Raw genomic sequence first — 26114 nt, forward strand, 5'->3', positions numbered from 1 at the left:
ATGGGTTCATTTCCGTCCTGACACCCACTTTCCCCTCGACGAGATAGCGCAACTTGATAGATCGGGTTTATCTATCAAGACAGTCCTGCAGCTATTAACTGCAGGCCCAGCAGCATATAGCGAGCCTATATACCGCTTCGGCGACATTTCCTTCTCCCCGGGCTCATCGCCTGCTCAAGCTCCTCCGAAGACTGTTAAATATCGCGCCTCTACCTCACCATTGCTAGAAAGTGAGGTCTAATTCAATTTGTTTGTAGGATACAATATGAACGCTATTTCTGTCAAACTAACATAGGGTGGAAATGATAGGGAAAGAAGAGAACGACAGCAGTTTTGATCCAGGTGCCTGACACTAGACCTCGGTTCACCTGATCGGGATGCTGAAGCGGCGGAACGTTTTTTTCCCAGAAGAAAAGGGAATAACCAATAGAGTACACCTATGCTAAGGGGGATCTCTCATGAAGTTGACGCCGGAGCAGCGCATTCAGCTGCATGAGTTCAACAACCTGACCAAAACATTAAGCTTTAATATGTACGATGTCTGTTACACCCGAACCAGACAGGAGCGCGAAGCTTATATCGCCTATATCGACGACCAGTATAATTCCGATCGCCTGACGAAAATCCTCAGCACGGTCTCTGAAATTATCGGTGCTCATATTTTGAATATCGCGAATCAGGACTACGTTCCGCAAGGAGCCAGTGTCACGATGTTGATTTCCGAAGGCCCCGTGGTGGAGGTGCCCACTGAGTCGTTTGACGAATCGCCCGGGCCGCTGCCGGAATCTGTAGTGATGCAGCTCGACAAGAGCCATATCACCGTCCACACGTATCCCGAATACGATCCGAAAGAGAGCATCAGCACGTTCCGCGCCGACATCGACGTATCGACTTGCGGGGAAATCTCGCCGCTGAAGGCGTTAAACTACTTGATCCACTCCTTCGAGGCGGACATCATGACCATCGATTATCGCGTACGCGGCTTCACCCGCGACATTAACGGCCACAAGCTGTTCATCGACCACGATATCAGCTCGATCCAGAACTATATTCCCGACGAAGTGATTGAGAAATATCAGATGATTGATGTGAATGTCTACCCGGAGCATATTTTCCATACGAAATGCAAGCTGAAGCAGTTTGATCTCAACAATTACCTGTTCGGGTATACGAAGGACGAACTGTCTGCCGAAGAGCAAAAGCAGATTACCGAGATGCTGGTCACTGAAATGGATGAAATCTTCTATGGTAAAAACATTCGTTAAACAAAGCAGCCCTTGCCAGTTATGGCCTAGGGCTGCTTTGCTTTTGGAGCGTATGTCTTATCCAATCAGTTACTCGTTTAGTGCTGCTTTCAAAGCTTCGAGGTTTTGACGCATCAGCGACAGGTAATCCCGGCCCGCTGCTTCATCCTCTGCGGTCAGTCCTTCGATTGGGTTCAAGACCGCTGTCTTCGCTCCAATTTCCCGGGCAATCGTCTCGGCTACTTTGGAAGAGACCAATGTCTCGAAGAATATCGTCTTCACCTGATGCTGCTCGGCGAACTTTACGATCTCCGTCATCTGAGCCGCTGACGGCTCCTGGTCAGGGGATAATCCGGCGATCGGTACTTGGGTCAGCCCATACTCCTGGGCCAAGTAACCAAAGGCAGCGTGTTGTGTAATAAAGTCCTTACGTTTTGCATTAGTCAACGCGCTAGAGAAGTCTTGGTCCAATTGCTCTAACTGGGCAACGTAGGCGTCAGCGTTTTGCTTGTAGTTGGCCGCGTTCTCTGGGTCCGCTTTCGCCAAAGCGGCCTCAATGTTGCGAATCTCTTGGATCGCCAAGGCCGGCGATAGCCAGACATGCGGGTCCAGCCCGCCGTGATCGTGGTCATGGCCATGATCGGAATCGTGCGCCGCTTCCCCAGCTTCGGATTCATGATGGGCGTCGTGGTCTGCATCACGATCGGCATCATGATTGGCGTCATGTCCATCCCCGTCGGCATGTTCCTCTTCGCCTGCGTGCTCCTCGCCATGCCCGTGCTCCTCTTCTTCTCCGCCTTCCATCAGCGCGATCCCTTCGCTGGCCTCAACGATTTCCGGCTTACCGCCGGATGCGGAAGCCTCCACCTGTTCCAGCCAACTTTCCATCCCGGCGCCGTTCACGATAAGCAGATCGGATTCTGTCAGCTTCCGAATATCCTGGGGACTCGGCTCCCAATCATGAGGTTCTACACCGCCGGGAACGAGCAGCTCAACTGTCGCCAGATCGCCAGCGACTTGCTTCGTAAATTCATACATCGGGTAAAAGCTTGTTTGAATCCGCAGCGGCTGTTTGGCAGCCATCTCTTCATTGCTGCCTGCCGCATTCGTAGCAGCATTCGCCGAATTGGCTGCATTTCCTCCACCCTGTCCGCCTCCGCCGCAACCGGCGATCACCAGCACCAGGCTCAGAATAGCCGTAGTGGCAAAGCTTTTTACATAGCGTAATTTCATTCTCTTCTCTCCCTTATTCCAACGATAATGACTCGCCGTCTTTCGCCGGCATACTTATAAATTCTCCGTTGTCCCGTTCCGGTCGGGTTGCACGGCGGCCGTTCTTCCGGGCCATCCAGCCCCGTACCTTCTGCCCTGCGATGCCGGCTAATAAAAACAAGAGCAAAATTAACGCAATTGTCCCGCCGGGCGGCATATCCAAGTAATACGAGGCGGTCAGTCCGCTGAAGATCCCCGTGAGACCGGAGGCAACGGCGATCATGATCGCTGCCGCAAACCCCCGGGCCAACCGCAGCGCAAGCGAGGCGGGCAGCACGATCAGCGAGGACACCAGAAGCACGCCCACAATCGGGATCGCCGCCGCCACCGCCATGCCAGTAAACACCGCGAAGGAAAACGACAGCCACGTCACCGGGATCCCGCTGATTCGAGCGGTTTCTTCGTCAAAGGTTAAGCTGTATAACGGTCTTCGCAGGACGATGAAATACATGGCGCCCAGCAAAGCCACGCCAGCCATCAACACCAACTGAGTGTCGCTCACCGCAACGATGGAGCCAAACAGGTATGCGCTGAAGCTTTGGCTCAGGTTGCTGCGTAAGCTCATCAGCACGACGGCGAGCGCCAGGCCTGAAGTCATCACAATCGCAACCGGCATCTCGCTGTATGCCCGGTAGCTGCGGCGCAGTTGCTCAATCAACAGCCCGCCAAGGATGGCAGCGACAAAGCCAGCTATTGCCGGGTTCCAGCCCAGCACCGCTCCGAGGGCTACACCTGCCAGCGAGACGTGCGACAACGTATCAGCCATCAACGCTTGGCGCCGCAGCATCAGGAAGACGCCGATGATCGGGGCGATGCTGCCGATCAAAGCGCCGGCCCAAAACGCACGCTGCATGAACGCGTAGTCAAGCATTGCCATTCCTCGCTTTCTTGCTGCTCCAGGGAGATGATGCGGTCCAGATATGTCTCCGCTTCCTCCGGGCCATGGGTTACCATGATCACCGTCAACCCGTGTTGGTCTGTCATGTGCCGCAGCAACTGGTAAAATCCTTGCCGACTTTGCTGATCCATGCCTGTCGTGGGTTCATCCAGAACCAGTACCCGGGGCTGCCCAGCTAAAGCCCGGGCAATACAGATCCGTTGCTTCTGCCCGCCGGACAATTCACCGATTTTTCGATCACGATGCTCCCACATCCCGACCTGCTTCAGACTGCGTTCGACGATCTGCCGTTCCTCCGCACCAAATCGTCGAAACAGGCCCAGCCGGGGATAGCAGCCTGACTTCACCAGCTCCAGCACTCGACTGGGAAATCCACTGTTAAATGCGGCAACCTGCTGCGGGACATATCCGACGTTCAACCGGCCATCCACCAGCACTTCCTCGTTGATCCTCACGCTTCCGCTCCACGGCTTCAGCAAACCGAGCAGCAGCTTCAGCAGCGTCGTCTTTGCTGCGCCGTTTGGTCCGGTAATGCCAACGAACTCGCCAGCATGGATTTCGAGGGATACCCCGTCAATAACCGGCTTGTCACTATACCCAAACACGACGTTTTCCAACGAGGATAAAATCATGTTACCCCTTCTTTTCTAGAGCGTAATTTTTACGATTAACAAAGGCGACAATTCGCCCTCTACGCTAGCCATCCTCCACTATTCGATTAACGTGTCTCCCGATGAATCGTGTATTTACGCAACCGAGGTGAGTATTTCCGCAGTTCCAGACGCTCGGGATGAGTCTTTTTATTTTTCGTGGTCGTGTAGTTTCGATCCCCACACTCCGTACAAGCTAATGTGATAACCACTCGCATGTTCATTCCTCCTCGTATAGTATCTTTAAAAAGCTCTTTTAGGTTCATTTCCATCCCCCCGGGGGATGGAAAACAGCCTCCAAATTTTCAGCTTGTTCTTTGAAAATTCTATCAGGGACTGGACTTTCCGGTATGCCTCTGGACAATGGAACGTAGGGTCCATTCGGGGAAATCCTTCTGCCTCCAGTAGCATCGTCTACTCCTTAAGTCTGTTTCTCCGGTACGCGTCTGAGCTTCTTACCCGCTGGCTGTTCCCTTCGGCATCCCATGCCCGGTTTTAGCAGATCCGGGGCAGCTCATGGCCCGAAGTGTGTCCTCATACGCGAGGGTGATAGATCTGCGCGTGCGCCGGAGGCATCCCGGAGCGTCCATTCCCTGAATCCCTAGCGAAAGGAGGAATTTCACTTGAAGCTTTTTGTCGGTATTGACGTGAGCTCGCAAGAGCTCGAAGCGTGTTTCATGAACGCTGACGGTGACAAGCTTGAGACACTCACCGTCAAAAACAATTTGAATGGCGCCTCGCACTTGCGTGACCAAATCGTCGCTGCAGCGGACAAGTTGGCCGTCACCGAGATTCACATCGGCTTGGAAGCCACTTCCGTCTACAGCTGGCACCCTGCCATGTACCTGCATCAGGATCCAGCGCTTCGAGAGCGCAAGGCCAAGGTGTTCACCTTGAACCCCAAGCTCATCAGCAAGTTCAGAGAAGCCTATGCGGATATGGACAAGACCGACCGGCTCGACGCCTGGGTCATTGCGGATCGCCTGCGCTTCGGCCGCCTGACGACCACCATCGTCATGCAGGAGCAGTATGTCGCCCTTCAACGCCTCACGCGCATGCGTTTCCACTTGGTCCATAACTTGGCTCGCGAGAAGCAGTACTTCTTGCAGAACCTGTTCTACAAGTGCAATGCGTTTACAACCGAGGTCGACAGCTCCGTGTTTGGCCATGCGCTCATGGAGATGCTCTCCGAGAAGTTCAGCCTCGATGACATCGCCGAGATGGACGTGGCCGATCTGGCCGACTATCTGCGGGACAAGGGACGCAATCGTTTCCCCGATCCCGAGCGGGTCGCCCGCTGCATTCAGCAAGCTGCCCGCGCCTCCTATCGGCTGTCCAAGGTCGTGGAGGATTCGATTGACCTGGTGCTCGGCACCTCCATCGAATCCATCCGCAGCATCCAGAAGCAGCTCAAGGATCTCGACAAAGCGATCGAGCGGGTCCTCGACGGCATTCAAGGCGCTCAGTGCTTGCTGTCAGTGCCCGGCATCGGCAAAGTCTATGCAGCCGGTCTGCTCGGCGAACTCGGCGATATTGAACGGTTCAAGGATCAAGCCGCCGTCGCCAAGTACGCGGGTCTGACGTGGCGCAGGCACCAGTCCGGCGTCTTCGAGGCGGAGGACACCGCCCGCATCAAATCCGGCAACCGATTCCTGCGCTACTACCTCGTTGAAGCTGCCAACTCGGTTAGGATGCGCGATGAAGAATTCGGTGAATATTACCGGAAGAAGTATCACGAAGTGCCCAAGAATCAACACAAACGCGCCCTCGTCTTAACGGCAAGAAAACTCGTGCGTCTGGTCGATGTGCTGCTACGCAGCGGCCAACTCTACACGCCTCGAAGGAAGGTGAATAGCGCCAAGGATTAACGCCTCCTTTGCCTTAGTCCTTCACGAATTCCCAGTAAAAATCTGGTATCTGACATGGTTTTTGGCTGGGTTTGGTTTGATGCGCCCTTTTTTCGTGACTCCGCGCTCAACAGGCACGGGAAATTTCCAATTCGATTAAATCAACAGCTTGACATCATACCGCTGGACTTAAGAATAAATCTTAATTGGCGTTCGCCAGCTCTTCCGCCGAAATCCATGGCAGCGGATTAGGGAAGTCTCCCCAGTTCATCTGCATCTCTTCGTCGGTTAACAGGCATGCATCAAGCTCCCGTTCGATCCCGCTGCGATCCATTCCAATGCCGATAAACACCAGTTCAGTGATCCGGTCACCCGTCACATCGTCCCATTTGCGCCGCAACTCAGGCTCTTCCGCAAACATTTCTTCCCGCTCACGTTCAGACAATGAGGCTAACCAATACCCGGCCGGACCAAATTGAATCGATGGCCCCGCCTGACTTAAATTGGCCGCCAGATCCCCTGCGGTTGCAATCCAGACGAGCCCTTTCGCCCGTACCACTTCCTCTGGCCATTCGCTCATAAACTCAGCCAACCGCTCTGGATGAAACGGACGTCTCCGTCGATAGACGAACGAACCGATGCCATATTCCTCGGTTTCCGGAGTATGGTTTTCCAGTTCCAGCTCCCGACTCCATCCCGCGGATTGACTGGCTTTCTCGAAATCGAACAAGCCCGTGTTCAAAATTTCCTGCGGATCTACACGGCCCATGGTAGAGCGGATAAACTTGGCGGTTGGCTGCAGCTTGCGCAGGACCCCCTCCAGTTCCTTCAGCTCCTCCTCGTCCACGAGATCACATTTGTTCAAAATTAAAATGTCGCAGGTCTCAATTTGATCGATCAGCAAATCCACCACATCGCGGTTGTCGTCTTCCCCTGCTTGTTGCCCGCGTTCCAGAAGCGTCTCGCCGGAGGAGAAATCCTGCCAGAACCGGTAAGCGTCTACCACGGTAACCAGGCAGTCCAACTTGGCGATCCCCGTCAAATCAATCCCTGTCTCAGCGTCCGCATAAGTAAACGTTTGTGCGATCGGCACCGGTTCGCTGATGCCCGTGGACTCGATTAAGATGTAATCGAACCGACCCTCCGCAGCCAGCTTCTGCACCTCTCTGAGCAAATCCTCACGCAGTGTGCAGCAAATGCAGCCGTTCGATAGCTCCACCAGCTTCTCTTCCGTGCGGGACAAACTCCCTCCGGCGCTGATCAAATCCGCATCGACGTTAATTTCGCTCATATCATTGACGATCACCGCCACCTTCAGCCCTTGGCGATTGCTTAAGACGTGGTTCAGCAGCGTCGTTTTGCCCGACCCTAAATAGCCGCACAGCACCGTAACAGGAATCGGACGCACTCGATGCTCCGTCATTCGTTTCATCTCCCTTCGTATTTAAGACCAGAACCCATTCTGATTTATTCGTAATTTTTACGATTAACAATCCATACTATATCTTCCTTTCCTGGGCTTTGTCAACTATTGATATGGAGCGAGGTGATGACCAGCATGCCCTGTAAACCAACACGACGGTTGTCGTTAAACATGAAAAAGCCGTTCTCCGCATCGGCAAACGACGCGAGGAACGGCCCTCTTAGTTTGGTTTATTTCTGATTTTGGCTGACGATCAGATCCACCAGAATATCCAGCTGTTTCTCCAGATTTAGTCCATCGACCATCCAGAACTCTTTGTAGTTCAGCAGGTACACATGGTTATTTTTCACGGCAGGGATGTTTTTCCACACCGGTCCATTCATGACTTCCTCTGCACGTTCCTTCCCGCCGTCCGGTTCATACACTGTCACAAACATATGGTCCGCAGCATATTCCGGAACGACCTCCAACGAAATATCTGCGCCCGTAGTCGGGAATACCTCTTTCTCGATCTTCTCCTGCGGCTTCAAGCCAAACATTTCGTACAGGTTATAGCCGGCATCCCGAGTTTTCGGCCATACCCAGAAGTTCTTCGCCCAGATTGAATACGTCCCAACGGTTTCGTCAGGTCCAATGACCTCGCTGAGTTTGGCTTTGGCCTCCTCGGCTTTTTGTTTATATCGGGTAATAAATTCCTCTGCTTGTTGCTCACGGCCCAGCATTTCGCCCACCGTCTTCACTTCCTCCAACGGGTCAATGCCTTCCCAGCCCGTGGTGGCGAGAGTGACAACCGGACCGATTTTCTTCAATTGCTCAACGATATCGGCTGGCGTATAGGTTGGAACAATAATCAGATCCGGCTGAAGCTCCAGCACTTTCTCTACGGAGATATCGCCGACGCTTTCCACGCCTTCCAGTTCCTTGTTCAGCAGAACCGAATTTTCCAAAGCAAGTGAGCCTGCCCCAACCGGCTTCACGCCGAGAGCCAACAGGTCACCCAGATGTGTAATCGATACAATCCGCTGTGGATGGGTTGGAATCTCAACCTCTTGCCCGGTGTAGTCCTTGTAAACCTTCGTTGCCGCTTGTCCTTCGGCAGAATCATTGGATCCGTTGCCGGATTGCGCGTTTCCTGCTGCATTATTGTTCGATGCCGCATCGTTTGCCGTATTGCCGCTGTTTTGGCCGCAAGCCGCAAGCACGAACGTCAGCAACAGCACCGTCGCCACCGCAAGAAAGCGATGTTTGAAAACCTTCATGTTGTACTGCCCCCATTTTCTATTGATAATGATTATCATTATACCTGGGCAGGGGCAATTAATCAATCTCCAGCCAAAAATATAGGACCTTCCCTAAGCCATCCTCAGGATAGCTCGGAAAGGTCCATTTTTGCTTACTCTCTAATGATCGTAATCCAGCCGTCAGCGTCGAAATCCACAGATGCGCCAAGCGCCTCTGCCAGGAAGCGGAGCGGCACGTAAGTCATCCCATCCTCATGCACAAAAGCTGGCTGGTTCAGCGTAACCGCCTCGCCACCTACCGTTGCTTGCTTCGAGCCAACTTTGAGGACGATCTCCTTGCCAGTCAGGTCATCGATTACAATAATCTGTTTGGTCTCCGGTGCCCATTTCACTTCGGCGTCTAATTGTTCAGACAAGTAACGCAACTGCACAAAGGAGGTGCCGTTCTTCGTGATCAATCCATAGTAGTCGCTTTGGGTATCAAGTACAAGCTGTTTATGGGTCAAATCCAGGTCTTCTTTGAGCAATTTGTACAACGGAGCAGAACCTTGGAAATTGCGCAAAATTTGCCCTGGAGTCAACTCTGCTTCCGTCACGTCAATCACACCGGCACTTGTATCCACTTGGTCCGCGGTGACCGTCCCGCCGATGTTCCACATTTCGCTGTCGCTGCGCACTTTAATCGCAGAAATCGGCAGATCCTCGGAAGCCGGCAGCGCGATGTTCAATTCCATAGCTTGTTTGCGGATGTTCAGCTTGCCATCAAAATAGAGATCCAGTTTCAGCACCGTATCCTTGCCAAATACCGTTGCCAGCTCCGGCATCTCTGCGAACAATTCGGCTACCTTTTGGTCGTAAGAAGACAGCAGCTCTTCAATGCCTTGCTGAAGTTCTTTGTACAGCTCATCCACGGCTTCCTTCTTCGCTTCCTGCGCCTGCTCCGGCGTGATTTCGGCATCCTCCTCAACACCCGACAGGTTCAGAATTGGCATCAACAGATCGTAGTAACCACCGATCAGATCTTTCAGCCCCTGCTCATCCTTCACCGCGCTGGCGAGGAACGGCTTAATCAGCTCAAACAGCTCGTCACCGCGCACTTCGGCATGCAGGTTCGTCAAGCTCAGCGTCTCCCCGTTCACCTGCGAGGACGTTTGCTTCACGGTCAACACCGAAGGATTCGGGAAATGCTTCAGTACGAAATCAGCCAACTTGACGCTAAGCTCCTGCGCCCCGGATTCCAAGCCGCTCATGTCAGGCAGGTCCACGCCCTCAATCGTCTGAGGTATGTACAACGGCTGCTTCGCGCCTTCAACCTGCAGCGCAATCCCCTTGTCGTCCATGGAGAAGAGGAACGGAATCTTCTCACCCTTCAAGCCAACGGAGCCTTTCATCGAGATATGTTTGGTATCCTGCACCTTAGCACTATCGATATTCAGAGAGAAAGAATTAATGAGATCAATGGCTTTTTGGTCTTCTGCCGTCAACTTAGCCGATTCAGCCGGTACAACTTCGACGGTCACCGTCTGTTTCGACTCACTGCTCATCGTCTTGGTGCTGTTGGCTAGCGCTTTGGCCACATCAAATCCGCCAACCGCCTGGCATCCCGTGAGCGCTACCAGGAGCAGCGACAGTAGAATGGCCAACCCTTTGATTTTTCGCATGATATCCCTCCTAGAGTTAATCTCTTCCATTATCGGTGAGATTCGCTCGTTTGTGAACCAAAATTACGTAATTTCATTAAAAAAAGTACACCACCCCCTCCCTTCACTTCCCCTGCGCGCAAAATATGTTATAATGGGGTTTGTGCCTAGGGGCCTGAACCCCAGCGCATCACGAAATTGAAGAAGAAATCCGTGCGAATCCTCATGGAAATGCACGGGAGAGGTTCGAGAACTCCCTCTATAAAAAACTATAAATGCCCTGCCTTGATTCGGCGGGTTCTTCGCGCTCGCATGCCATTTGCTGTACGGCAACGGAGTCGCAGCGCTAAGGACAGCCTGCCGGTCGAAATGGGCTTGTTTTTTTGTGATCAGTTCAAGAACTCTCTTTCTTCTATCACAATGGGCCGGGGACGAACGATTCCCGCTTCACTATTAAAGAAGACGGAGGGTTTTTTTATGCTTAAAAAGGAAAAAGCAGTTGTGGTGTTCAGCGGCGGTCAAGATAGCACGACCTGTCTGTTCTGGGCGATCCAGCAATTCGGCGAGGTCGAGGCCGTGACATTTGATTACGGTCAACGCCATAAGCTGGAGATCGAATGTGCCAAATCGATTACCGCTGAGCTTGGGATCAAGCACACCGTACTGGATATGAGCCTGCTTGGGCAATTAACGGCCAATGCTTTGACGCGCAGCGACATTGCGATTGAGCATCAAGAGGGAGAACTGCCAAGCACGTTTGTGGACGGCCGGAACCATCTCTTCCTCAGCTTTGCTGCCGTTCTTGCCAAAGGCGTCGGTGCCAAGCATATCGTCACCGGCGTATGCGAAACCGACTTCAGCGGTTACCCCGACTGCCGCGACGTATTTGTGAAGTCGCTGAACGTAACTTTGAATTTGGCGATGGATTACGAGTTTGTGATCCATACGCCGCTGATGTGGATTGACAAGGCGGAGACCTGGAAGCTGGCCGATGAGCTTGGAGCGTTTGATTTCGTCCGTGAACGGACGCTCACCTGCTACAACGGCATCATCGGCGACGGTTGCGGCGAATGTCCGGCCTGCAAGCTGAGAAAAGCCGGGCTCGATAAATACTTGCAGGAACGCCAGGAGGCGAACTCACGATGAAACGGACACCGGGAGAATTTCGCATCGTTGAAGCGCTGCAGAAGCTGGACCAAGACATCCGTCGGGACCAGCTGCGTTATCACCGTCGCCGGGTGCTGGTGAGCAAGGAGTTCACATTTGATGCCGCACACCACCTGCACGCGTACGACGGCAAGTGCAAAAACCTGCACGGCCACACGTACAAAGTAGTGTTTGGCATCAGCGGCCGGCCGGATGAGATCGGCATGACCATTGATTTTGGCACGATCAAGGAGATTTGGAAGAACGAAATTGAAACTTATCTGGACCATCGTTATATTAATGAAACGCTGCCGCCGATGAATACCACCGCCGAAAATATGGTGGTGTGGCTGTTCGAGAAGATGGAAGAGGCGTTGCAATCGGAAGCTTATCGCAATCCGGTGCTGGAGGCTCGGACAGAGTTCGTCCGCCTCTATGAAACGCCTACCAGCTATGCGGAAGCAAGACGGGAGTGGATGCGGGATGAATAAGGATGCAACCTTGCAAGAACATCGCGAACTGCCGATCCCTGTTATGGAGATTTTCGGCCCCACTGTCCAAGGTGAAGGGATGGTGATCGGGCAAAAAACGATGTTCGTTCGCACCGCCGGCTGTGACTATCGCTGCTCTTGGTGCGACTCCGCCTTCACCTGGGACGGCAGCGGGAAGGATATGATCCGCCGCCTCACTCCAGCGGAGATCCTTGGCGAGCTGCGCGACATCGGAGGCGACCGTTTCTCCCATGTCACCTTGTCCGGCGGCAACCCTGCCCTCCTGCCGCAGCTGGCTGGCTTGGTGGAGCTGCTTCACGCCGAAGGGATCGCCGTCGCGGTCGAGACCCAAGGCTCGCGCTGGCAGGATTGGCTGGCCGAGATCGACCAGGTGACCTTGTCGCCGAAGCCGCCAAGCTCGGGCATGGACACCAACTGGGACGTGCTGGACGATATCGTCACCAGGTTGGCTGCCCGGCCGCACCCGCTGGCCGTCAGCTTGAAGGTCGTCGTGTTCGATGACGACGATCTCGCCTATGCCAAGCGAGTGCACGCCCGCTACCCCAACGTGCCGATGTATGTGCAGGTAGGGAACCCGGACGTGAAGCGGATGGACATCCAGGAGCATGCGTCCGACTTGCTGCGCCGCTACGAAGCGCTCATCGACAAGGTGATGGCCACGCCGGATTTGAACAACGTCCGGGTATTGCCGCAGCTGCATGCCCTCGTCTGGGGCAACAAACGAGGCGTGTAGCGGGGCCCCCGCGGCTAACGGACACTAGAGACGTTATTTGCGGCTCCAAGGGGGCTTCCCCGTTCTAACGGACTCAGAAGACCTTATTTCGCAGAGAAGCAGCACATCGGCTGCGAATGAACCCCAATAAGGGCGTTGGAGTCCGTTACAGCGGGAAATAGCCGGGAAATCAGCAAATAAAGGCTGTACGGTCCGTTAGAGCTTTTGCCCTAACCTTTCCCCCCGTACACCGTTTCACGCAATCCCTTACGCACAGCCCATACGGCAACGCGAATATATCTATAAGGAGGGCTTCATATGGCCGGAAGAAAACCCGAAGAAATGCAAGACGTAACCCTGCTGGGCAACCAGGGCGTCAAATATCCTTTTGACTACGCGCCTGAGGTATTAGAGACCTTTGACAATAAACATCCGTACCGTGATTATTTTGTAAAATTCAACTGCCCGGAGTTTACCAGCCTTTGTCCGATCACGGGACAGCCTGACTTCGCCACCATCTACATCAGCTATATTCCCGATATCAAAATGGTGGAAAGCAAGTCGCTCAAGCTCTACCTGTTCAGCTTCCGCAACCATGGCGATTTCCATGAGGACTGTGTGAACATCATCATGAACGATTTGATCAAGCTCATGGATCCGAAATACATCGAAGTTTGGGGCAAATTTACGCCGCGCGGCGGCATCTCCATCGATCCTTACTGCAACTATGGTCGTCCCGGCACCAAGTACGAAGCGATGGCGGAGCATCGCCTGTTGAATCATGACATGTATCCGGAGAAAGTCGATAATCGCTAATCCTTTGTTTACGTGGTGTGCGTAACAACGGAGTTATCCCCTGAGAGAGGAGAACCTCATGAAACCAAAAGTGTTTATCTCCCGCCCGATCCCCCCAGAAGTCGAGCATTATCTGGCCGAGCATTGTGAAATCAGCAAGTGGGAAGGTGACGAACCGATCACTCGCGCCCAGCTTCTCGCCAGCTTAAGCGATGTTGAGGGATTGTTGACCGCGGACCGCAGCATCAATCAGGAGCTGTTGGATCATGCTCCCAAATTAAAAGTTGTCAGCAATATCAGCGTTGGCTACAACAACTTTGATCTCGAAGCAATGAAAGCCCGCGGCGTGCTGGGGACCAACACCTCCGCCGTTCTGAATGACACCGTCGCCGACTTGATTCTCGCCTTGATGCTGGACGTCGCCCGCCGGGTATCGGAACTGGACCGATATGTGAAAGCAGGGAAATGGAAACGCGGGGACGGCCAAAACCTGTTTGGTCTTGACGTCCACCATAAGAAGCTTGGCATCATCGGAATGGGCGAAATTGGCGAAGCCGTGGCCCACCGCGGGCAATTCGGCTTTGGGATGCAGGTGTTGTATCACAACCGCAGCCGGAAACCGGAGGCCGAAGCTAGACTGGGTGCGACCTATTGCACCTTGGATGAGCTGCTGAAGGAAGCGGATTTTATCGTGCTAATCACGCCGCTCACACCGGAAACGCGCAAGCTGATCGGCGCTCGGGAATTTGCTTTGATGAAGCCGACGGCCGTGTTCGTCAACGCCTCCAGAGGGGCTACCGTTGATGAGCAAGCGCTGACCGCCGCCTTGCAGAACCGCCAAATCTACGGTGCAGGATTGGATGTGTTCGAGAAGGAACCGATCGATCCGGACCATCCGCTGTTGAAGCTGCCGAACGTAGTAACCTTGCCGCATATCGGCTCAGCGACAGACCAAACTCGCCGGCAAATGGCGATGCGAGCCGCAGAAAACCTGGTGGCTGCCCTCGAAGGCCGAACACCGCCAAGCTTGGTCAAAGAATTGCGACCGGATGCATAAAAAAACTCCCCGGATACCGTCAGCGCAAGCCGCGCACGGTACCCGGGGAGTTTCTTTTTTTTATTCCTCTTCGTTGAGTAAATCAACCGGCTCGCGGTTCCCTAGTTGTCCGGCTTCAGCGTCTTTGAGCAGCCGCCGCAGCCAATTAAGCTCTGTCCGGGCATGCTCGTAACGTCCCACCATCAAGTGCAGTACGCTCCTTGGCACGATCCCCCGATGTTCTTCGTAAACCTGGTAGCTCAAATTGACCTCATGCTCCGCATTACGAATTCGGTCTTGCAGCATGGCGATCAGCTTCTCCCGATCCCCATGTCTGGCAAATGCCAAAGCAACATGCAGCGGATGATAGGCGGACACTTCCTCCTGGAACCGTTCGATCAGCAGCTTCTGAAAATACTCCCGACCCTTGTCCGTGATCCGATAGACCGTCTTGTCCGGACGTCCCTCGCCGTAAATCGTTTCCACTGCCTCAATATCTCCCGATTTGGCCAACTGGTCGACGGCGTAATACAGCGAGCCGATTTTGAAATTGCCGTGCTGATCGAGGAACCGATCCCGGATGCGGATGAGCATCTCATAAGGATGCTGATCCTCCTCAAGCAGCAAACCCAAAATACAAAGACGGATCGCTACACCTTTCATTCCCGATTACCCCCGCTGTTCCGACGGCTTTAACGCCTTGCGCTCGATCCGGTCCTTCGGCATGGCGAGTACGACGAGCACGGCGCCAACGGTAGGAACGAGGGCCCACATAAACGTATGGGCAATTGAAGTGGACAACGCCTCTGTAATCTTGTCCAAAATCTCAGGCGGAATCAGCGCTCTTTTCTCCGGGCTTAATGCTTCCTGAGTATCGCCGAAGTTCCCGCCGCCTTGTCCCATTCCAGCAAATGCATCGGCCATCGCCCCCGACATCAGGTTGCGCTGCACGATGCCAAAGATCGTAATCCCCAGCGTCATCCCTAACGATCGAAGGAACGAGTTGGTTGAGGTCGCCGCTCCGCGCTGCCGCATGTCAAAGTGATGCACAGATGCCATGCTGAGCACCGAGAAGGAGAAGCCAACGCCAAATCCGGTCAAGATGCTGTAAAGCGTAAGCAACAAGCGAGACGAGTCATTCGTTAACGTACTCAGCGCAAAAATACCGCCAACGAAGCAAATCACCGACAAGCCCATCACCGTGCGATAGGGGATCCGGGAAGCGAGCATCCCGCCCAGCATACTGCCAACCACCGAGCCGATCATCATGGGCATCAGAATAATGCCGGAGTTGGTCGCTGAGCCGCCATAGACGCCCTGCACGAAGATTGGAATGTATACCGTCGCAACGATAAATACACTCCCGTAAAATAACGCCAATAAACAACTTGTCGCGTAAAGCCGGTTTTTGAACATTTCAAATGAAATGATCGGCTCTTGCGCTTTCGTTTCGTACAGCAGGAACGCGACAAACAGCACGGCAAAACCCGCAAACAAGCCCAAAATCACGGCAGAATTCCATGCATATTTCTCGCCGCCCAGCTCCAAGGCAAACATCAGACACACCACGGCGCCAACCAAGGTAAACGCCCCGCCCCAGTCGATCTGCTGCTTCGCATGCGTCAGCGACTCCTTGTAGTAGAGGATAATCAACACCAATGACACGATGCCGATCGGTACATTAATATAGAAAACCCAATGCCAACTCAGCGAGTCCGTGATAAATGCACCCAGCAACGGGCCAAAAATACTCGACGTGCCAAACACGGCACCCATTAGGCCGGTCATTTTCCCGCGTTGCTCCACCGGGAAGATATCGTAAATGATCGTAAACGCAATCGGCATCAGCGCTCCCCCGCCGATCCCCTGGATCGCCCGGAATATACTCAGCTGCACGATGCTTCCGGCGAGCCCACATAACACAGAGCCAAGCAGGAACATGGCGATGCCAAATAAGAAGAAGCGTTTCCGGCCATACATATCCGACAGCTTGCCGAAAATCGGCGTCCCCGCCATCACCGTCACCATATAGGCCGAAGTCACCCAAACGAACTGCTCCATCCCACCTAAATCAGCAACGATCGTTCCCATCGCCGTTGTTACGATCGTGTTGTCCATCGCCGACATCAGAATCCCCAGCATCAATCCGAACAAGATGAGCCGGGTCGATTTTTTCGTTGCGGTAGCCAAAATCTTCTCTCCTTTGTTTATATTCAAATTTGAATAGGATTACCTCTTCCTATTTTATTGAAAATATTTAAAAAGTAAACCTTTTGCCTAAAAAAGTCATCCGTCTCACCCCTGCCCGCCCGGCGCAACGACTCTAACTATCGTTCCTCCCTGCTTTGGCCTATAATGGAACAAGAGACTGAACGAAAGGAAGTTTTTTGCCCAATGAATGATAAATGGACTGCATTAGAACGCAAAATGCGTGATTCCGGCGTCAATACGCTGCTAATTACGGATCCGAAGCATGTGTATTACCTGACTGGCTTTCTCAGCAATCCGCATGAACGCTTCCTCGGCGCCGTCCTTCAAGCGGGAAGCGAGCCTTTTCTGGTTGTCCCTGCACTGGATGAAGAGGCTGCCCGTAAAGCGGCGGACGTAACGGAGATCCTTACCCATGGCGATACAGATGATCCTTACGCGATCTTGAAGCAACGACTCGGGGGCTCGCTAGGGACGCTGGGCTTTGAGAAGGAGCAAGTCTCGGTGGCAAATTATGAGCGGATGCAGGAGAAGCTCTCCTTCTCCGGATCAGTTGATATTGGACCGTGGCTTCGGGACATGCGGGTGCGGAAAAGCCCGGAAGAGGTTGGCAAAATCAAGCATGCCGTAGATCTGATCGAACAGGTGCTCAGCGAATCGCTGAAAAAAGTAAAGGAAGGCGTAACCGAAAATGAGCTGGTTGCAGAAGTCGAGTACCAAATCCGCAAGCTTGGTGCAGACGGACCTTCCTTCGATTCCATGGTGCTGTCCGGCGAGAAAACCGCCCTGCCGCATGGCGTCCCCGGTGATCGGCAAATCCGGCGCGGCGACCTGCTGATGTTTGACATCGGCGTTTATGCGGATGGCTACGCCTCCGACATTACGCGTACCTTTGCGGTGGGCGAACTGTCCGAGGAACTGGTCCGGATTTATGAAACGGTGCTGGCAGCTAACGAAGCTGCGATTGCTGCCATTCGGCCAGGCGTCACCTTCGCCTCCATTGACCGCGCCGCCCGTGAAGTGATTGAAGTTGCCGGTTATGGACCTTATTTTATCCATCGCCTTGGCCATGGGCTGGGGATCGATGTACACGAGTTCCCTTCGGTTCATGGGGAGAACGAATTTCTTCTCGCAGAAGGCCACGTCTTTACGGTTGAACCTGGCATTTATGTGCCTGGCGTCGGAGGAGTTCGTATCGAAGACGACGTTCTAGTCACCGCAACCGGCGTTGAAGTTCTCACTTCTTATCCAAAACAATTAGCACATATCTAACATGATATGTTACTTTTGTGCTCGAAGAGCTCTGGTGATCTGCAAAAAAGGGTCGCAGGGCTCTCTTTTTATCCATTTTCCGATAGATTTAGACGTTTTTTTTGAAACTTTTTACGAAAACCAAAAAAAGTAGTATTTTTTCGTTTTCAAAGGACCTTTTTTCCTATAAAATGATACTTATGAACCGCTGGTTAAAAAGAATAGAGACAGCCAAGCGTATACATCACATTTTTAAAGGGGAAACGGAGAGGATTCTCGTGTTCAATGTCATTAATCGCTCCATCAGCCGCAGATTGATGAGTACCTATGCGGCGATTATCGTCGTATCTTCACTTTTATTTAGTGTCAGCTTTTATAACATCTCTATGGGGATCATCGAGCAGAATGTGCTGCCACAGTTCGATAAAGTGCTGCTTACTAGTACTCAAGACATCTTCAAACGGTTAGATACGACCCAATCCCTGCAATTGCTCAGCGGCAAAGATAACTCCCGTTTTACGGTGGAATCGTATTTGACGAAGAGCGCTGAAGAATACAACTTAAGTAATGCTTACTTACTACATATTCAAGAAGACGGCGCTACCGTTCTGGCAACAAATGAGAACTCGGAGATGGCTCCCGGTGACAAGCTGGAGATCCAACCGGCCATGACTGCTGCAGCTGGTGGCGGGGTACAAATCAGTGAATTGTATACAGACAAATTCGGCTCGCACAAAACGGCTTTTATCGCGATTCCCGGCAGTAAAGCCATGCTCGCCGTAGGCCTTGACGCTACCTTCATCGATAAGAAGAAAGACCAAATTTTGTTCATCTGTATCGGCATCACCTTACTTGTCATTGTGGTGGGCATGGCCGCAGCGTATTTTGCAAGTACGCGAATCACGAAGCCAATTCGCAAGCTGGTGATGGTCACGGAGCAAATGGCTGGCGGAGACTTCCGTCATGCCATCGAAGTGAAAGGACATGACGAAATTGCCCAACTAGCCGGAAGCTTCCAAACGATGACACATCAGCTCAAAAACATGTTCGCTGCAGTGATGCAAACGTCCCAAGTGGTCGTAGACGGATCTGAGAACTTATCCCGTTCGGTGACAACGTTTGAAGATTTGATTGCCCGCTCCAATGCAGCTACGAAGGAAATCGAAGCGGGCAGCATGACGATTGCTTCCGCAGCAGCCGAAAACGCCCGGGCCATGGAAGAAATTTCCCAAGGTGTACAGCACATTGCGTCTTCATCTGCCGAAGTCACGGAACGGATTGGACAAGCTGCGGAGGAGGCTGACGCCGGAAATCATTTGGCGCAAACAGCGGTTACGCAAATGCAGCATGTCGAAGATGCGGCTAATCGAACGCTGGAGCATATCCGTACGCTGAACGATCGCTCCGAGTCCATTTCGAACGTAGTAGTAACCATTACAGAAATTACGAAGCAAATTAATATTTTGGCGCTGAACGCGGCGATTGAAGCTGCACGTGCCGGCGAACACGGCAAAGGCTTTGCTGTCGTGGCCGAGGAAGTTCGTAAGCTGGCTGAGCAGTCCCGCCAAGCGATGGAGGAAATCGGAGAGAACCTGCTCAGTATCCGAGAAGAATCGGAAAATTCGGTCAACGCCATGCAACGGGCCAGCGAGGAGATCGTCTCCGGAACCGAACGGGTAAAGCAAGCGGGGCAAGCGTTTGAACAATTAACGAAGCTGATTCAGAACGTGAACTTGACGATTCAATCGGTTTCAGCCTCCACCCAAGAGGTATCTGCCGGTACCGAGGAAGTCACCGCATCGGTAGAGGAATCGGCCAATATTACCGCCAAATCGCTGGAGAACATGGAGCAAATCAGCAGCTACTCGCAGCAACAGCTGGACGAAATGGAAGCGCACGCGCGTACAGTTCGCTCACTGTATGAGCAGGCGTTGTCGTTGCAAGAATCGATTGCAAAATTCCGGATCTGACTCTAAAAATAAACGTACCCTTCACGTTCCCCTGATCGGAGAAACGGAAAGGGTACGTTTTATTTTATCCCTTAAATCGTCACTGGGCTTGCAGAAGCCGCATCTTCCGTGGTCTGATCCGATTGCGTATCCGCCTTCGAATCCAGCCTCTTTTCCGGCTTCTTCCAGTATGCTTCACTGCCTGGCAAATCGTCAAACCAGGTCGCATCATCCGGGCAAGGCAAAATCATAAACTTGCCGTATTCACCGTCCCGGGACTGATGATACTTGAGATAGGCCTGCCCGTTTTCGATAGCCAGGATTTCGATTTTTCCTGAAGAATGACTCATCGATAATCGCACGCGCTTTCCAAGCCCTGAAGTACGGGCTTTCGCTTCCTCTACTAGCTCATACGCTCGTTTCAACGGGATGACAAAGTCAGCATTTCCGGCTACGGGACGATTGATAAAGAAATAGTACGGAGTGACGCCAGCCCAAGATAAGCGATCTAGCAATTCACCAAGTACGGCCGCATCATCGTTGATGCCTTTGAGAATCGGCGTTTGATTGACCACGATAGCCCCGGCGTCGTGCAGCGCCTGGAACCCTCTTTTGGCCTCAGGGGTAATTTCGCGCGGATGATTGATATGCGCCATAACATAAATCCGTTGATCAACAGTGGAGAACTCCCGAATTAGATCCAGCAACTCCGGATCTTCATAAATACGCATTGGATTAAACACAGGAATTTTGGAACCGAGGCGGATGATTTTTACATGTTCAATAGCTCTTAGCTTCTCGAGAATCGAACGCAGCTTTCTGGTCGCTAAAATCAAGCTGTCACCGCCGGTTAACAGGACGTTATTAATCTCCGGATGCTGTGCGATGTACTCAATGCCAGGTGTGACATCCGCCATCGCTTCCTTCACATCGTTGCGGAATAACCGTTTACGGAAGCAGTACCGGCAATAGGAGCCGCAAACCTCGGACACAATCAGCAGCGCGGTCGTTCGATATTTGTGCTGGCAGCCAGGCACCACATAGTTCGCCGCTTCGTCAGAAGCGTCCCAGCGCCCATATTCCTTCAGTTCTCCCGTATTGGGGATCACCAACTTGCGGATCGGGTCCTCCGGATCATTCCAGTCGATCAAACTCAAATAGTAGTCGTTCACTCGAAAAACGAATTTGTCGGTAATCGGTTTCAACTCCTGACGCTCCTGCTCGGACAACTGGCTCACCTTGGCAATATCGGTGATGTACTTCGGACTAGCCATAGATCCTCTCCTCCTTTATTAGTACGATGCGTAAAGAAGAAGCTCGAAACTTGCAGTGAATGCGAGTACTCCGCCGAATGCTCGGGTCAAAGGTCTTGCAGAACGCAAAAAGACCCCGCTTCAAAGAACAGGGTCATTAGTTGATGACTGAAATAATATTAAAATGACCCATCCACTGCAAACGAGGTTAGCTGACGGGCTCGGGAAAGATGGTTCCCTACGTTAAACCTGAAACGATTCGCCCCAAAAGATTGGTTCCCCCGCTTTTCGACTTTACCCATCGAAAATTAAGCGTACTTTTATCCTACCTTATCCTTACCCAATTTGTCAAAGCTTACCTTGGATCCCAGCAATGTCGTAAATGAGATCCATGCGCAGATGCCTGCGAACCTGCTCCGCTAACCGATCGAAGGCTTCCTCCTTCCGTGAGGAAGAAACAAAGGTAACGTTCAAAGGTTCCAGCCCTTTGGTCATCCGCAGTCCATCCAGCCATGAACGCCGCCAAGCATCATTATGGAACACCCCATGCAGATACGTTCCAAACACCCTGCCATCAGCGCGGGCTGCACCTTCCGGATGCGTCTGCGCTTCAAGCTGATCCCCCCCCTCAGCGACTCGAAGTAGAAATAATGGTTGAGTGTCCCGCAACTGCTGAGTTGATCCGGCATGAATCTCATAGCCTGAGATCGGCAGCTCCTGGTTCTGAGGATGCAATGCGATCGGATGGTCTTCGCACGTATATCCGTGCACGCGCACCGTTTTTTTACCTGGGAGGAAGGTTGTAGCCAAGGGGAGCAGACCCAAGCCCAATGCCGACCTCGGTTCATTGGACTCCACGCCTTCAGGGTCATGCAGTTGTTCGCCCAGCATTTGATATCCGCCGCAAATTCCGACCAGCTGGGTGTGCGTCCCCTTTTCGATCAGGTTGCAAACTGCCTCCGCCAGCCCTTGCCTGCGCAAAAATTCCAGATCGCTGATCGTATCCTTTGTCCCCGGCAAGATCACCACATCGGGATGTCCAAGTTCTAACAGCTTGCTTACATAACGTAACGATACGTCCGGTTCGGCTGCCAACGGGTCAAAATCCGTGAAGTTAGAAATATGCGGATAACGGATGACGGCGATATCCAGTTCCTTCGTTGCAGATGGCTCTGAACGAGCTGGATAGGTATCCAGGACTACGGAATCCTCCGCTTCGATCTCCAGATCATTTAGGTAGGGTAGAACTCCAAGTACGGGGATTCCGGTCCGCTGCTCCAGCCAATCCAGGCCAGGCTGCAACAGAGACAGATCGCCGCGAAACTTATTGATAATGAACCCTTTTACGCGGGCGCGTTCGTGCGGTTCAAGCAGCTCCAGGGTACCAACAAGAAAGGCAAATACCCCGCCGCGGTCGATATCCCCCACCAAAATCACGGGAGCATCCGCCCATGCAGCCAAGTTCATGTTAACGATATCCCGTTGCTTCAGGTTGATCTCCGCCGGGCTCCCAGCCCCCTCGATCACCACAATGCCATGCCTATCGCGGAGCCGACCGAGCGCTTCCATGACCAGCGGCTTGGCATGGGGCAGAAACTCCTCACGATAATCAGATGCGCTAAGGTGACGGTAAGGACGCCCATGCACAACGATCTGCGAGTGCATGTCCCCGGTTGGCTTGATCAATACCGGATTCATGTCGGTGGTGGCAGCGATGCCGCAAGCCTCCGCCTGAATCCCTTGGGCCCGTCCAATTTCTTGGCCGTCCGCCGTAACATACGAGTTCAAGGCCATATTTTGTGACTTGAACGGAGCCGGTCGAAGCCCATCCTGCGCAAAAATACGACACAGCGCCGTCACGATCACACTCTTCCCCACGTCAGACGCTGTCCCTTGAACCATGAGTACAGCCCCTGATGTTGTTGGTTCGCCTTTTTCCCGATCCTGATCCCAAAGCTTCTTATGCTTTTCGCCCATCGCGCGTTCCCTCCTTCCGAATCCGTACGTGTAGTACCATGTCTCGTCAGGCCCTTTTGCACCTTTATCCCTTTTGTTCAGGGGAGTGGTAATTCCGCACGCTTTTTCACCATTATCCCCTTCGTTCAGCCAGTGGTAATTCCGCACGCTTTTTCACCATTATCCCTTTCACTCAGCCGGTGGTGCTTGCCCAACATGTTTCTCCGCTTCCAGCTGTCCGTCTTTATCTCTTAGGTACCTTATTTCGCCTTCCCAACTCTAACCTTCTTGATTCTGATTCAAGGGGATAATGGTGCAAAGAAGCCCGCAGCAACATAAATTATCCCTTTCGCCCAGTTAGCTTGCAGAGACGTGCTCGATTGCCGCTATGCTACCTACTGCCGACCTATACTCACTTTGGAATACCGATGGATCTCTCGATCTAGTTCTACCTTTCTCTTCTCCTTGGTTCTGATCCAAGGGGATAATGGTGCAAAAGCGCCCAAAGCCAAAGGTCTCCCTTCCGCCTAAAGCGCCTCTGACCTTGAAATATCAATTTGAAAAGATCAGCACCGCAAGCAACAACAGTACCGCTTCCAGCCCTTCGCCCAGCGCCCCGTAGGTATCGCCGGTCAAACCGCCGAGCTTGGCATTGATTCGTCGAGCGGCCCAAGTTCCCGCCGCCCAGGCGATAAAGGGAGACAAGCCGATAAACAGCAGCGATCGCAGCAAAGCCGATTCGTCCATTCCTCCCAGCGACACGAGCAAAGTGAGCAGCAACACTACAACGGATATCGTCACCGCCATGATGGTACTCCCCCAGGCATCCCGTTCGCTGAAGCCGTGGAATTGCGCAGCCAATCCCTCACCTTGCCGGGCCTTGGGCCAGCGGTGCATCGCCCAGGTCATAAACCACCGGCTCCACAGAGGTGCCAGCCATATCGCCAGTCCTGACGTCAGCAGGCCCCCTTGGAAGAGCGAGGTCAGCAGCGAGGCTTTGAGCATCAGCAATAGGACGCAGGCCAGAACGCCCATGGCGCCTACCCGGCTGTCTTTCATGATCTCAAGCATCTTGTCGCGTGACCGGTAGCTCAGCAGTCCGTCGGCCGTGTCCATCCAACCGTCCAAATGCAAACCTCCAGTTAATCCAACCCAAATCAATAAGGAAAGGATGGCTGCCGGGTACGAAGGAAGCAGCCAGTCGGCAAGCAAACCGCCTGCCCAGACAACAGCGCCGATTGCTGCTCCGACAAGCGGATAATAGGGGATACTGCGCCGCAGCAAGTCCGTTGTAAAATCCAGTTCAGCCCGTACCGGAAAGCGTGACAGAAACTGGAAGGCCGCCAAGATCGGCTGCAGAGCTCCATGCTTACCCGCCCCGGAGGGCGCTTTGTGCTCTGGTCCGTTCGTCATAAGCGATACTCCCTGCTTTTCAACTCGATGGGGATGCCGGCGGTAACCAGAAACACCTGATTCGCGATCGACGCCATCGTTCGGTTCAGCAGCCCGGCCCAATCCCGATATTGCCGGCCAAGCGGATACTCCGGCACGATCCCGCTGCCGACCTCATTTGTAACCATCACCAAAGTGCCGGGAAAAGCCTCGGCCGCAGCGGTCAACCGCTCAATTTCCCGCGTCAAAACGGCGTCCACACCATCGGCCTGTTCCGATGCGCTCAGCAGCACGTTCGACAACCATAACGTCAGGCAGTCGACCAGCACAACCGGACCCGCGGCTTCGGCGGCCGCGCCCTCCTTTGCAACGGGCCGCTTACCTAACTCCTGCAGCATCTCTGCTAGTTCAAGCGGCGCTTCATGCGTCGTCCAGGTGAACCCGCTTTGCTCCCGCTGGAGCTGGTGCAACCTGATACGGGCCTTCATCTCATCGTCAAACGCTTGCGCCGTTGCAACGTAATCAGCGGATGTTGCCTGTTTCATGACCCAACGTTCAGCGAATGTGCTTTTGCCGCTGCGGGCTCCGCCGGTCACCAGGATCTTCATCACTCGGTCCCCCCACCATTTCCTTCACCGGACGCGACGCCCGCGCTTTCGAACGTCGCCATTTCAGCAACGATCCGGCAAGCCGCATCTACAAGATGGAGCGCCAGCACGCCGCCTGTGCCTTCCCCAAGCCGCATATCCAGCTCCAGCATCGGGTTAAGGCCAAGCTCCTGCAGGAGCGCACGGTGTCCCTGCTCGTGGGAGACGTGCGAAGCAATAATATAGTCGGCCACATTCGGCTGTATACGTACCGCCAGCAGCGCGGACACAGTTGAAATAAAGCCGTCGATCACGACCGGGCAGCGATGAGCTGCGGCTCCCAGAATGACGCCAGTCATTCCGGCAATCTCCAGCCCGCCGACTTTAGCTAGCACGTCCAGCGGATCGTTGGCATTCGGGCGATTGACCTCCAGCGCCCGCTCCACGACGGAAATTTTGTGCCGAAGCCGTTCATCGTTGACCCCGGTTCCACGCCCAACGCTCTGCTGCGGTGCGATCCCCGTCAGACTGCTCATGATCGCAGCGCTGGCTGTGGTGTTTCCGATACCCATCTCCCCGGTGACGAACAGTCGAACGCCTTGGGACACCGCATCAGCCACCACCTCGGCCCCAACTCGAATGGCGGCTTCGGCTTCCTCCCGGCTCATCGCCGGTCCCTTGGCCATATTTCCTGTCCCGTAACGCAACTTACGTTGCAGCAGCCCCGGATGTGACATCTCTGCATTCACCCCGATATCCACGCAAACGACGTCAGCCGAAGCCTGGCGTGCCAGCACATTCACCGCTGCGCCGCCGGCCAAAAAGTTATGCACCATCTGCGGCGTCACTTCTGCCGGAAACGCGCTGACCCCTTCCTCACAAACGCCATGGTCCGCCGCCATTACGATTACCGACCGTTTTGGAAACTCCGGACGAATGATTCCCGTGATGCCTGCCAGCTTCACTGCCAATCCTTCCAACTTCCCGAGACTTCCCGGCGGCTTCGTCAACTGGTCCAAATGGACCTGCGCCGCTTTCATCGCTGCTTCGTCCAAAGGAGTAATTGCTTGCGCAAGCTGTTCGACTGAATTGTATGCCATAA

At 53.5% G+C, this 26114-nt stretch carries 23 protein-coding genes and 3 riboswitches; of the genes, 9 read left to right on the forward strand and 14 right to left on the reverse strand.

Translation table 11 applies throughout. The annotated features are described in order from the left end of the window. Positions 1 to 36 precede the first annotated feature (36 nt). Positions 37 to 220: riboswitch (Lysine riboswitch) on the reverse strand. 238 nt (positions 221 to 458) lie between these two features. Beyond that, on the forward strand, positions 459 to 1265 hold the full coding sequence (gene speD / locus C812_RS12570) for an adenosylmethionine decarboxylase (protein WP_016313030.1): 807 nt from the start codon (positions 459 to 461) through the stop codon (positions 1263 to 1265). Positions 1266 to 1334: 69 nt separating this feature from the next. On the opposite strand, the gene C812_RS12575 is transcribed toward speD, so the two are convergent. From C812_RS12575 to rpmG, 4 genes are all read right to left on the reverse strand, one after another. After that, entirely contained in the window at positions 1335 to 2477 is a 1143-nt protein-coding gene (locus tag C812_RS12575; protein ID WP_016313031.1) for a metal ABC transporter substrate-binding protein, read from the reverse strand. Positions 2478 to 2490: 13 nt separating this feature from the next. After that, a complete protein-coding gene (locus C812_RS12580; RefSeq protein ID WP_036625133.1) occupies positions 2491 to 3393 on the reverse strand; it encodes a metal ABC transporter permease in 903 nt (300 codons plus the stop codon). After that, entirely contained in the window at positions 3339 to 4046 is a 708-nt protein-coding gene (locus tag C812_RS12585; protein WP_016313033.1) for a metal ABC transporter ATP-binding protein, read from the reverse strand. Before C812_RS12585 ends, C812_RS12580 begins: the two co-directional genes overlap by 55 nt. An 86-nt stretch (positions 4047 to 4132) precedes the next feature. After that, the gene (gene rpmG, locus C812_RS21900) at positions 4133 to 4282 is read right to left on the reverse strand and encodes a 50S ribosomal protein L33 (RefSeq protein ID WP_009226082.1); all 150 of its coding nucleotides are present in this window, start codon (positions 4280 to 4282) and stop codon (positions 4133 to 4135) included. 405 nt (positions 4283 to 4687) lie between these two features. Between rpmG and C812_RS12590 the strand changes: the two genes are divergently transcribed. Next, positions 4688 to 5932, forward strand: coding sequence for an IS110 family RNA-guided transposase (locus tag C812_RS12590; protein WP_016310842.1), 1245 nt, complete (start codon positions 4688 to 4690; stop codon positions 5930 to 5932). 181 nt (positions 5933 to 6113) lie between these two features. Here C812_RS12590 and C812_RS12595 read toward each other — a convergent pair whose 3' ends face one another. From C812_RS12595 to C812_RS12605, 3 genes are all read right to left on the reverse strand, one after another. After that, positions 6114 to 7334 carry a GTP-binding protein gene (locus C812_RS12595; protein ID WP_016313034.1) on the reverse strand — a complete coding sequence of 407 codons (1221 nt, stop codon included), beginning with the start codon at positions 7332 to 7334 and terminating at the stop codon, positions 6114 to 6116. A 230-nt stretch (positions 7335 to 7564) separates the two neighbouring features. After that, the gene (locus C812_RS12600) at positions 7565 to 8593 is read right to left on the reverse strand and encodes an ABC transporter substrate-binding protein (RefSeq protein WP_016313035.1); all 1029 of its coding nucleotides are present in this window, start codon (positions 8591 to 8593) and stop codon (positions 7565 to 7567) included. Between the two features lie 134 nt (positions 8594 to 8727). Then, positions 8728 to 10236: a copper amine oxidase N-terminal domain-containing protein gene (locus tag C812_RS12605; RefSeq protein WP_016313036.1), complete on the reverse strand. Its 1509-nt coding sequence runs from the start codon at positions 10234 to 10236 to the stop codon at positions 8728 to 8730. Positions 10237 to 10450: 214 nt separating this feature from the next. Then, positions 10451 to 10494, forward strand: a riboswitch (PreQ1 riboswitch). A gap of 198 nt (positions 10495 to 10692) precedes the next feature. Between C812_RS12605 and queC the strand changes: the two genes are divergently transcribed. From queC to C812_RS12630, 5 genes are all read left to right on the forward strand, one after another. After that, positions 10693 to 11361: a 7-cyano-7-deazaguanine synthase QueC gene (gene queC / locus C812_RS12610; RefSeq protein ID WP_016313037.1), complete on the forward strand. Its 669-nt coding sequence runs from the start codon at positions 10693 to 10695 to the stop codon at positions 11359 to 11361. After that, positions 11358 to 11852 carry a 6-carboxytetrahydropterin synthase QueD gene (queD, locus tag C812_RS12615; protein ID WP_016313038.1) on the forward strand — a complete coding sequence of 165 codons (495 nt, stop codon included), beginning with the start codon at positions 11358 to 11360 and terminating at the stop codon, positions 11850 to 11852. Before queC ends, queD begins: the two co-directional genes overlap by 4 nt. Further along, on the forward strand, positions 11845 to 12606 hold the full coding sequence (gene queE, locus C812_RS12620; protein WP_016313039.1) for a 7-carboxy-7-deazaguanine synthase QueE: 762 nt from the start codon (positions 11845 to 11847) through the stop codon (positions 12604 to 12606). The genes queD and queE overlap by 8 nt, the downstream gene beginning before the upstream one ends. Before the next feature lie 297 nt (positions 12607 to 12903). Continuing rightward, positions 12904 to 13401, forward strand: coding sequence for a preQ(1) synthase (gene queF, locus C812_RS12625; RefSeq protein ID WP_009226069.1), 498 nt, complete (start codon positions 12904 to 12906; stop codon positions 13399 to 13401). Between the two features lie 58 nt (positions 13402 to 13459). After that, positions 13460 to 14437, forward strand: coding sequence for a 2-hydroxyacid dehydrogenase (locus tag C812_RS12630; RefSeq protein WP_016313040.1), 978 nt, complete (start codon positions 13460 to 13462; stop codon positions 14435 to 14437). A 60-nt stretch (positions 14438 to 14497) separates the two neighbouring features. Here C812_RS12630 and C812_RS12635 read toward each other — a convergent pair whose 3' ends face one another. Together C812_RS12635 and C812_RS12640 are read right to left on the reverse strand one after the other, a co-directional pair. Beyond that, on the reverse strand, positions 14498 to 15079 hold the full coding sequence (locus tag C812_RS12635; RefSeq protein ID WP_016313041.1) for a PadR family transcriptional regulator: 582 nt from the start codon (positions 15077 to 15079) through the stop codon (positions 14498 to 14500). A gap of 6 nt (positions 15080 to 15085) precedes the next feature. Continuing rightward, positions 15086 to 16609 carry an MDR family MFS transporter gene (locus C812_RS12640; protein ID WP_279626227.1) on the reverse strand — a complete coding sequence of 508 codons (1524 nt, stop codon included), beginning with the start codon at positions 16607 to 16609 and terminating at the stop codon, positions 15086 to 15088. 201 nt (positions 16610 to 16810) lie between these two features. On the opposite strand from C812_RS12640, the gene C812_RS12645 reads away from it, so the two are divergent. Then, positions 16811 to 17896 carry a M24 family metallopeptidase gene (locus tag C812_RS12645; RefSeq protein WP_016313043.1) on the forward strand — a complete coding sequence of 362 codons (1086 nt, stop codon included), beginning with the start codon at positions 16811 to 16813 and terminating at the stop codon, positions 17894 to 17896. A 257-nt stretch (positions 17897 to 18153) separates the two neighbouring features. Then, positions 18154 to 19845 carry a methyl-accepting chemotaxis protein gene (locus C812_RS12650; RefSeq protein WP_016313044.1) on the forward strand — a complete coding sequence of 564 codons (1692 nt, stop codon included), beginning with the start codon at positions 18154 to 18156 and terminating at the stop codon, positions 19843 to 19845. A 71-nt stretch (positions 19846 to 19916) separates the two neighbouring features. Here the strand turns inward: C812_RS12650 and C812_RS12655 are convergent, their stop codons facing one another. From C812_RS12655 to cobT, 5 genes are all read right to left on the reverse strand, one after another. Beyond that, complete coding sequence (locus C812_RS12655) at positions 19917 to 21098, reverse strand: KamA family radical SAM protein (protein ID WP_016313045.1); 1182 nt, start codon at positions 21096 to 21098, stop codon at positions 19917 to 19919. Between the two features lie 161 nt (positions 21099 to 21259). After that, positions 21260 to 21402, reverse strand: a riboswitch (cyclic di-AMP (ydaO/yuaA leader). 23 nt (positions 21403 to 21425) lie between these two features. Continuing rightward, positions 21426 to 23054, reverse strand: coding sequence for a cobyric acid synthase (locus C812_RS12660; protein ID WP_016313046.1), 1629 nt, complete (start codon positions 23052 to 23054; stop codon positions 21426 to 21428). Between the two features lie 531 nt (positions 23055 to 23585). Further along, a complete protein-coding gene (cobS, locus tag C812_RS12665; RefSeq protein ID WP_016313047.1) occupies positions 23586 to 24446 on the reverse strand; it encodes an adenosylcobinamide-GDP ribazoletransferase in 861 nt (286 codons plus the stop codon). Then, entirely contained in the window at positions 24443 to 25033 is a 591-nt protein-coding gene (gene cobU / locus C812_RS12670; RefSeq protein ID WP_016313048.1) for a bifunctional adenosylcobinamide kinase/adenosylcobinamide-phosphate guanylyltransferase, read from the reverse strand. Before cobU ends, cobS begins: the two co-directional genes overlap by 4 nt. Further along, positions 25033 to 26112, reverse strand: a complete 1080-nt coding sequence (gene cobT, locus C812_RS12675) for a nicotinate-nucleotide--dimethylbenzimidazole phosphoribosyltransferase (RefSeq protein ID WP_009226059.1) — start codon at positions 26110 to 26112, stop codon at positions 25033 to 25035. Before cobT ends, cobU begins: the two co-directional genes overlap by 1 nt. Positions 26113 to 26114 lie beyond the last annotated feature (2 nt).

The sequence above is a fragment of the Paenibacillus barengoltzii G22 genome (assembly GCF_000403375.2).
GTDB lineage: Bacteria > Bacillota > Bacilli > Paenibacillales > Paenibacillaceae > Fontibacillus > Fontibacillus barengoltzii.

What these genes read in the sequence shown, in the direction of transcription:
- speD (WP_016313030.1), top strand. Translation starts at nt 459, where the DNA reads ATGAAGTTGACGCCGGAGCAGCGCATTCAGCTGCATGAGTTCAACAAC.
- cobU (WP_016313048.1), bottom strand. Translation starts at nt 25,033, where the DNA reads ATGAAGATCCTGGTGACCGGCGGAGCCCGCAGCGGCAAAAGCACATTC.
- queD (WP_016313038.1), top strand. Translation starts at nt 11,358, where the DNA reads ATGAAACGGACACCGGGAGAATTTCGCATCGTTGAAGCGCTGCAGAAG.
- C812_RS12600 (WP_016313035.1), bottom strand. Translation starts at nt 8,593, where the DNA reads ATGAAGGTTTTCAAACATCGCTTTCTTGCGGTGGCGACGGTGCTGTTG.
- queE (WP_016313039.1), top strand. Translation starts at nt 11,845, where the DNA reads ATGAATAAGGATGCAACCTTGCAAGAACATCGCGAACTGCCGATCCCT.
- C812_RS12655 (WP_016313045.1), bottom strand. Translation starts at nt 21,098, where the DNA reads ATGGCTAGTCCGAAGTACATCACCGATATTGCCAAGGTGAGCCAGTTG.
- cobT (WP_009226059.1), bottom strand. Translation starts at nt 26,112, where the DNA reads ATGGCATACAATTCAGTCGAACAGCTTGCGCAAGCAATTACTCCTTTG.
- C812_RS12595 (WP_016313034.1), bottom strand. Translation starts at nt 7,334, where the DNA reads ATGACGGAGCATCGAGTGCGTCCGATTCCTGTTACGGTGCTGTGCGGC.
- rpmG (WP_009226082.1), bottom strand. Translation starts at nt 4,282, where the DNA reads ATGCGAGTGGTTATCACATTAGCTTGTACGGAGTGTGGGGATCGAAAC.
- C812_RS12630 (WP_016313040.1), top strand. Translation starts at nt 13,460, where the DNA reads ATGAAACCAAAAGTGTTTATCTCCCGCCCGATCCCCCCAGAAGTCGAG.
- C812_RS12605 (WP_016313036.1), bottom strand. Translation starts at nt 10,236, where the DNA reads ATGCGAAAAATCAAAGGGTTGGCCATTCTACTGTCGCTGCTCCTGGTA.
- C812_RS12635 (WP_016313041.1), bottom strand. Translation starts at nt 15,079, where the DNA reads ATGAAAGGTGTAGCGATCCGTCTTTGTATTTTGGGTTTGCTGCTTGAG.
- queF (WP_009226069.1), top strand. Translation starts at nt 12,904, where the DNA reads ATGGCCGGAAGAAAACCCGAAGAAATGCAAGACGTAACCCTGCTGGGC.
- cobS (WP_016313047.1), bottom strand. Translation starts at nt 24,446, where the DNA reads ATGACGAACGGACCAGAGCACAAAGCGCCCTCCGGGGCGGGTAAGCAT.
- C812_RS12645 (WP_016313043.1), top strand. Translation starts at nt 16,811, where the DNA reads ATGAATGATAAATGGACTGCATTAGAACGCAAAATGCGTGATTCCGGC.
- C812_RS12585 (WP_016313033.1), bottom strand. Translation starts at nt 4,046, where the DNA reads ATGATTTTATCCTCGTTGGAAAACGTCGTGTTTGGGTATAGTGACAAG.
- queC (WP_016313037.1), top strand. Translation starts at nt 10,693, where the DNA reads ATGCTTAAAAAGGAAAAAGCAGTTGTGGTGTTCAGCGGCGGTCAAGAT.
- C812_RS12660 (WP_016313046.1), bottom strand. Translation starts at nt 23,054, where the DNA reads ATGGGCGAAAAGCATAAGAAGCTTTGGGATCAGGATCGGGAAAAAGGC.
- C812_RS12580 (WP_036625133.1), bottom strand. Translation starts at nt 3,393, where the DNA reads ATGGCAATGCTTGACTACGCGTTCATGCAGCGTGCGTTTTGGGCCGGC.
- C812_RS12575 (WP_016313031.1), bottom strand. Translation starts at nt 2,477, where the DNA reads ATGAAATTACGCTATGTAAAAAGCTTTGCCACTACGGCTATTCTGAGC.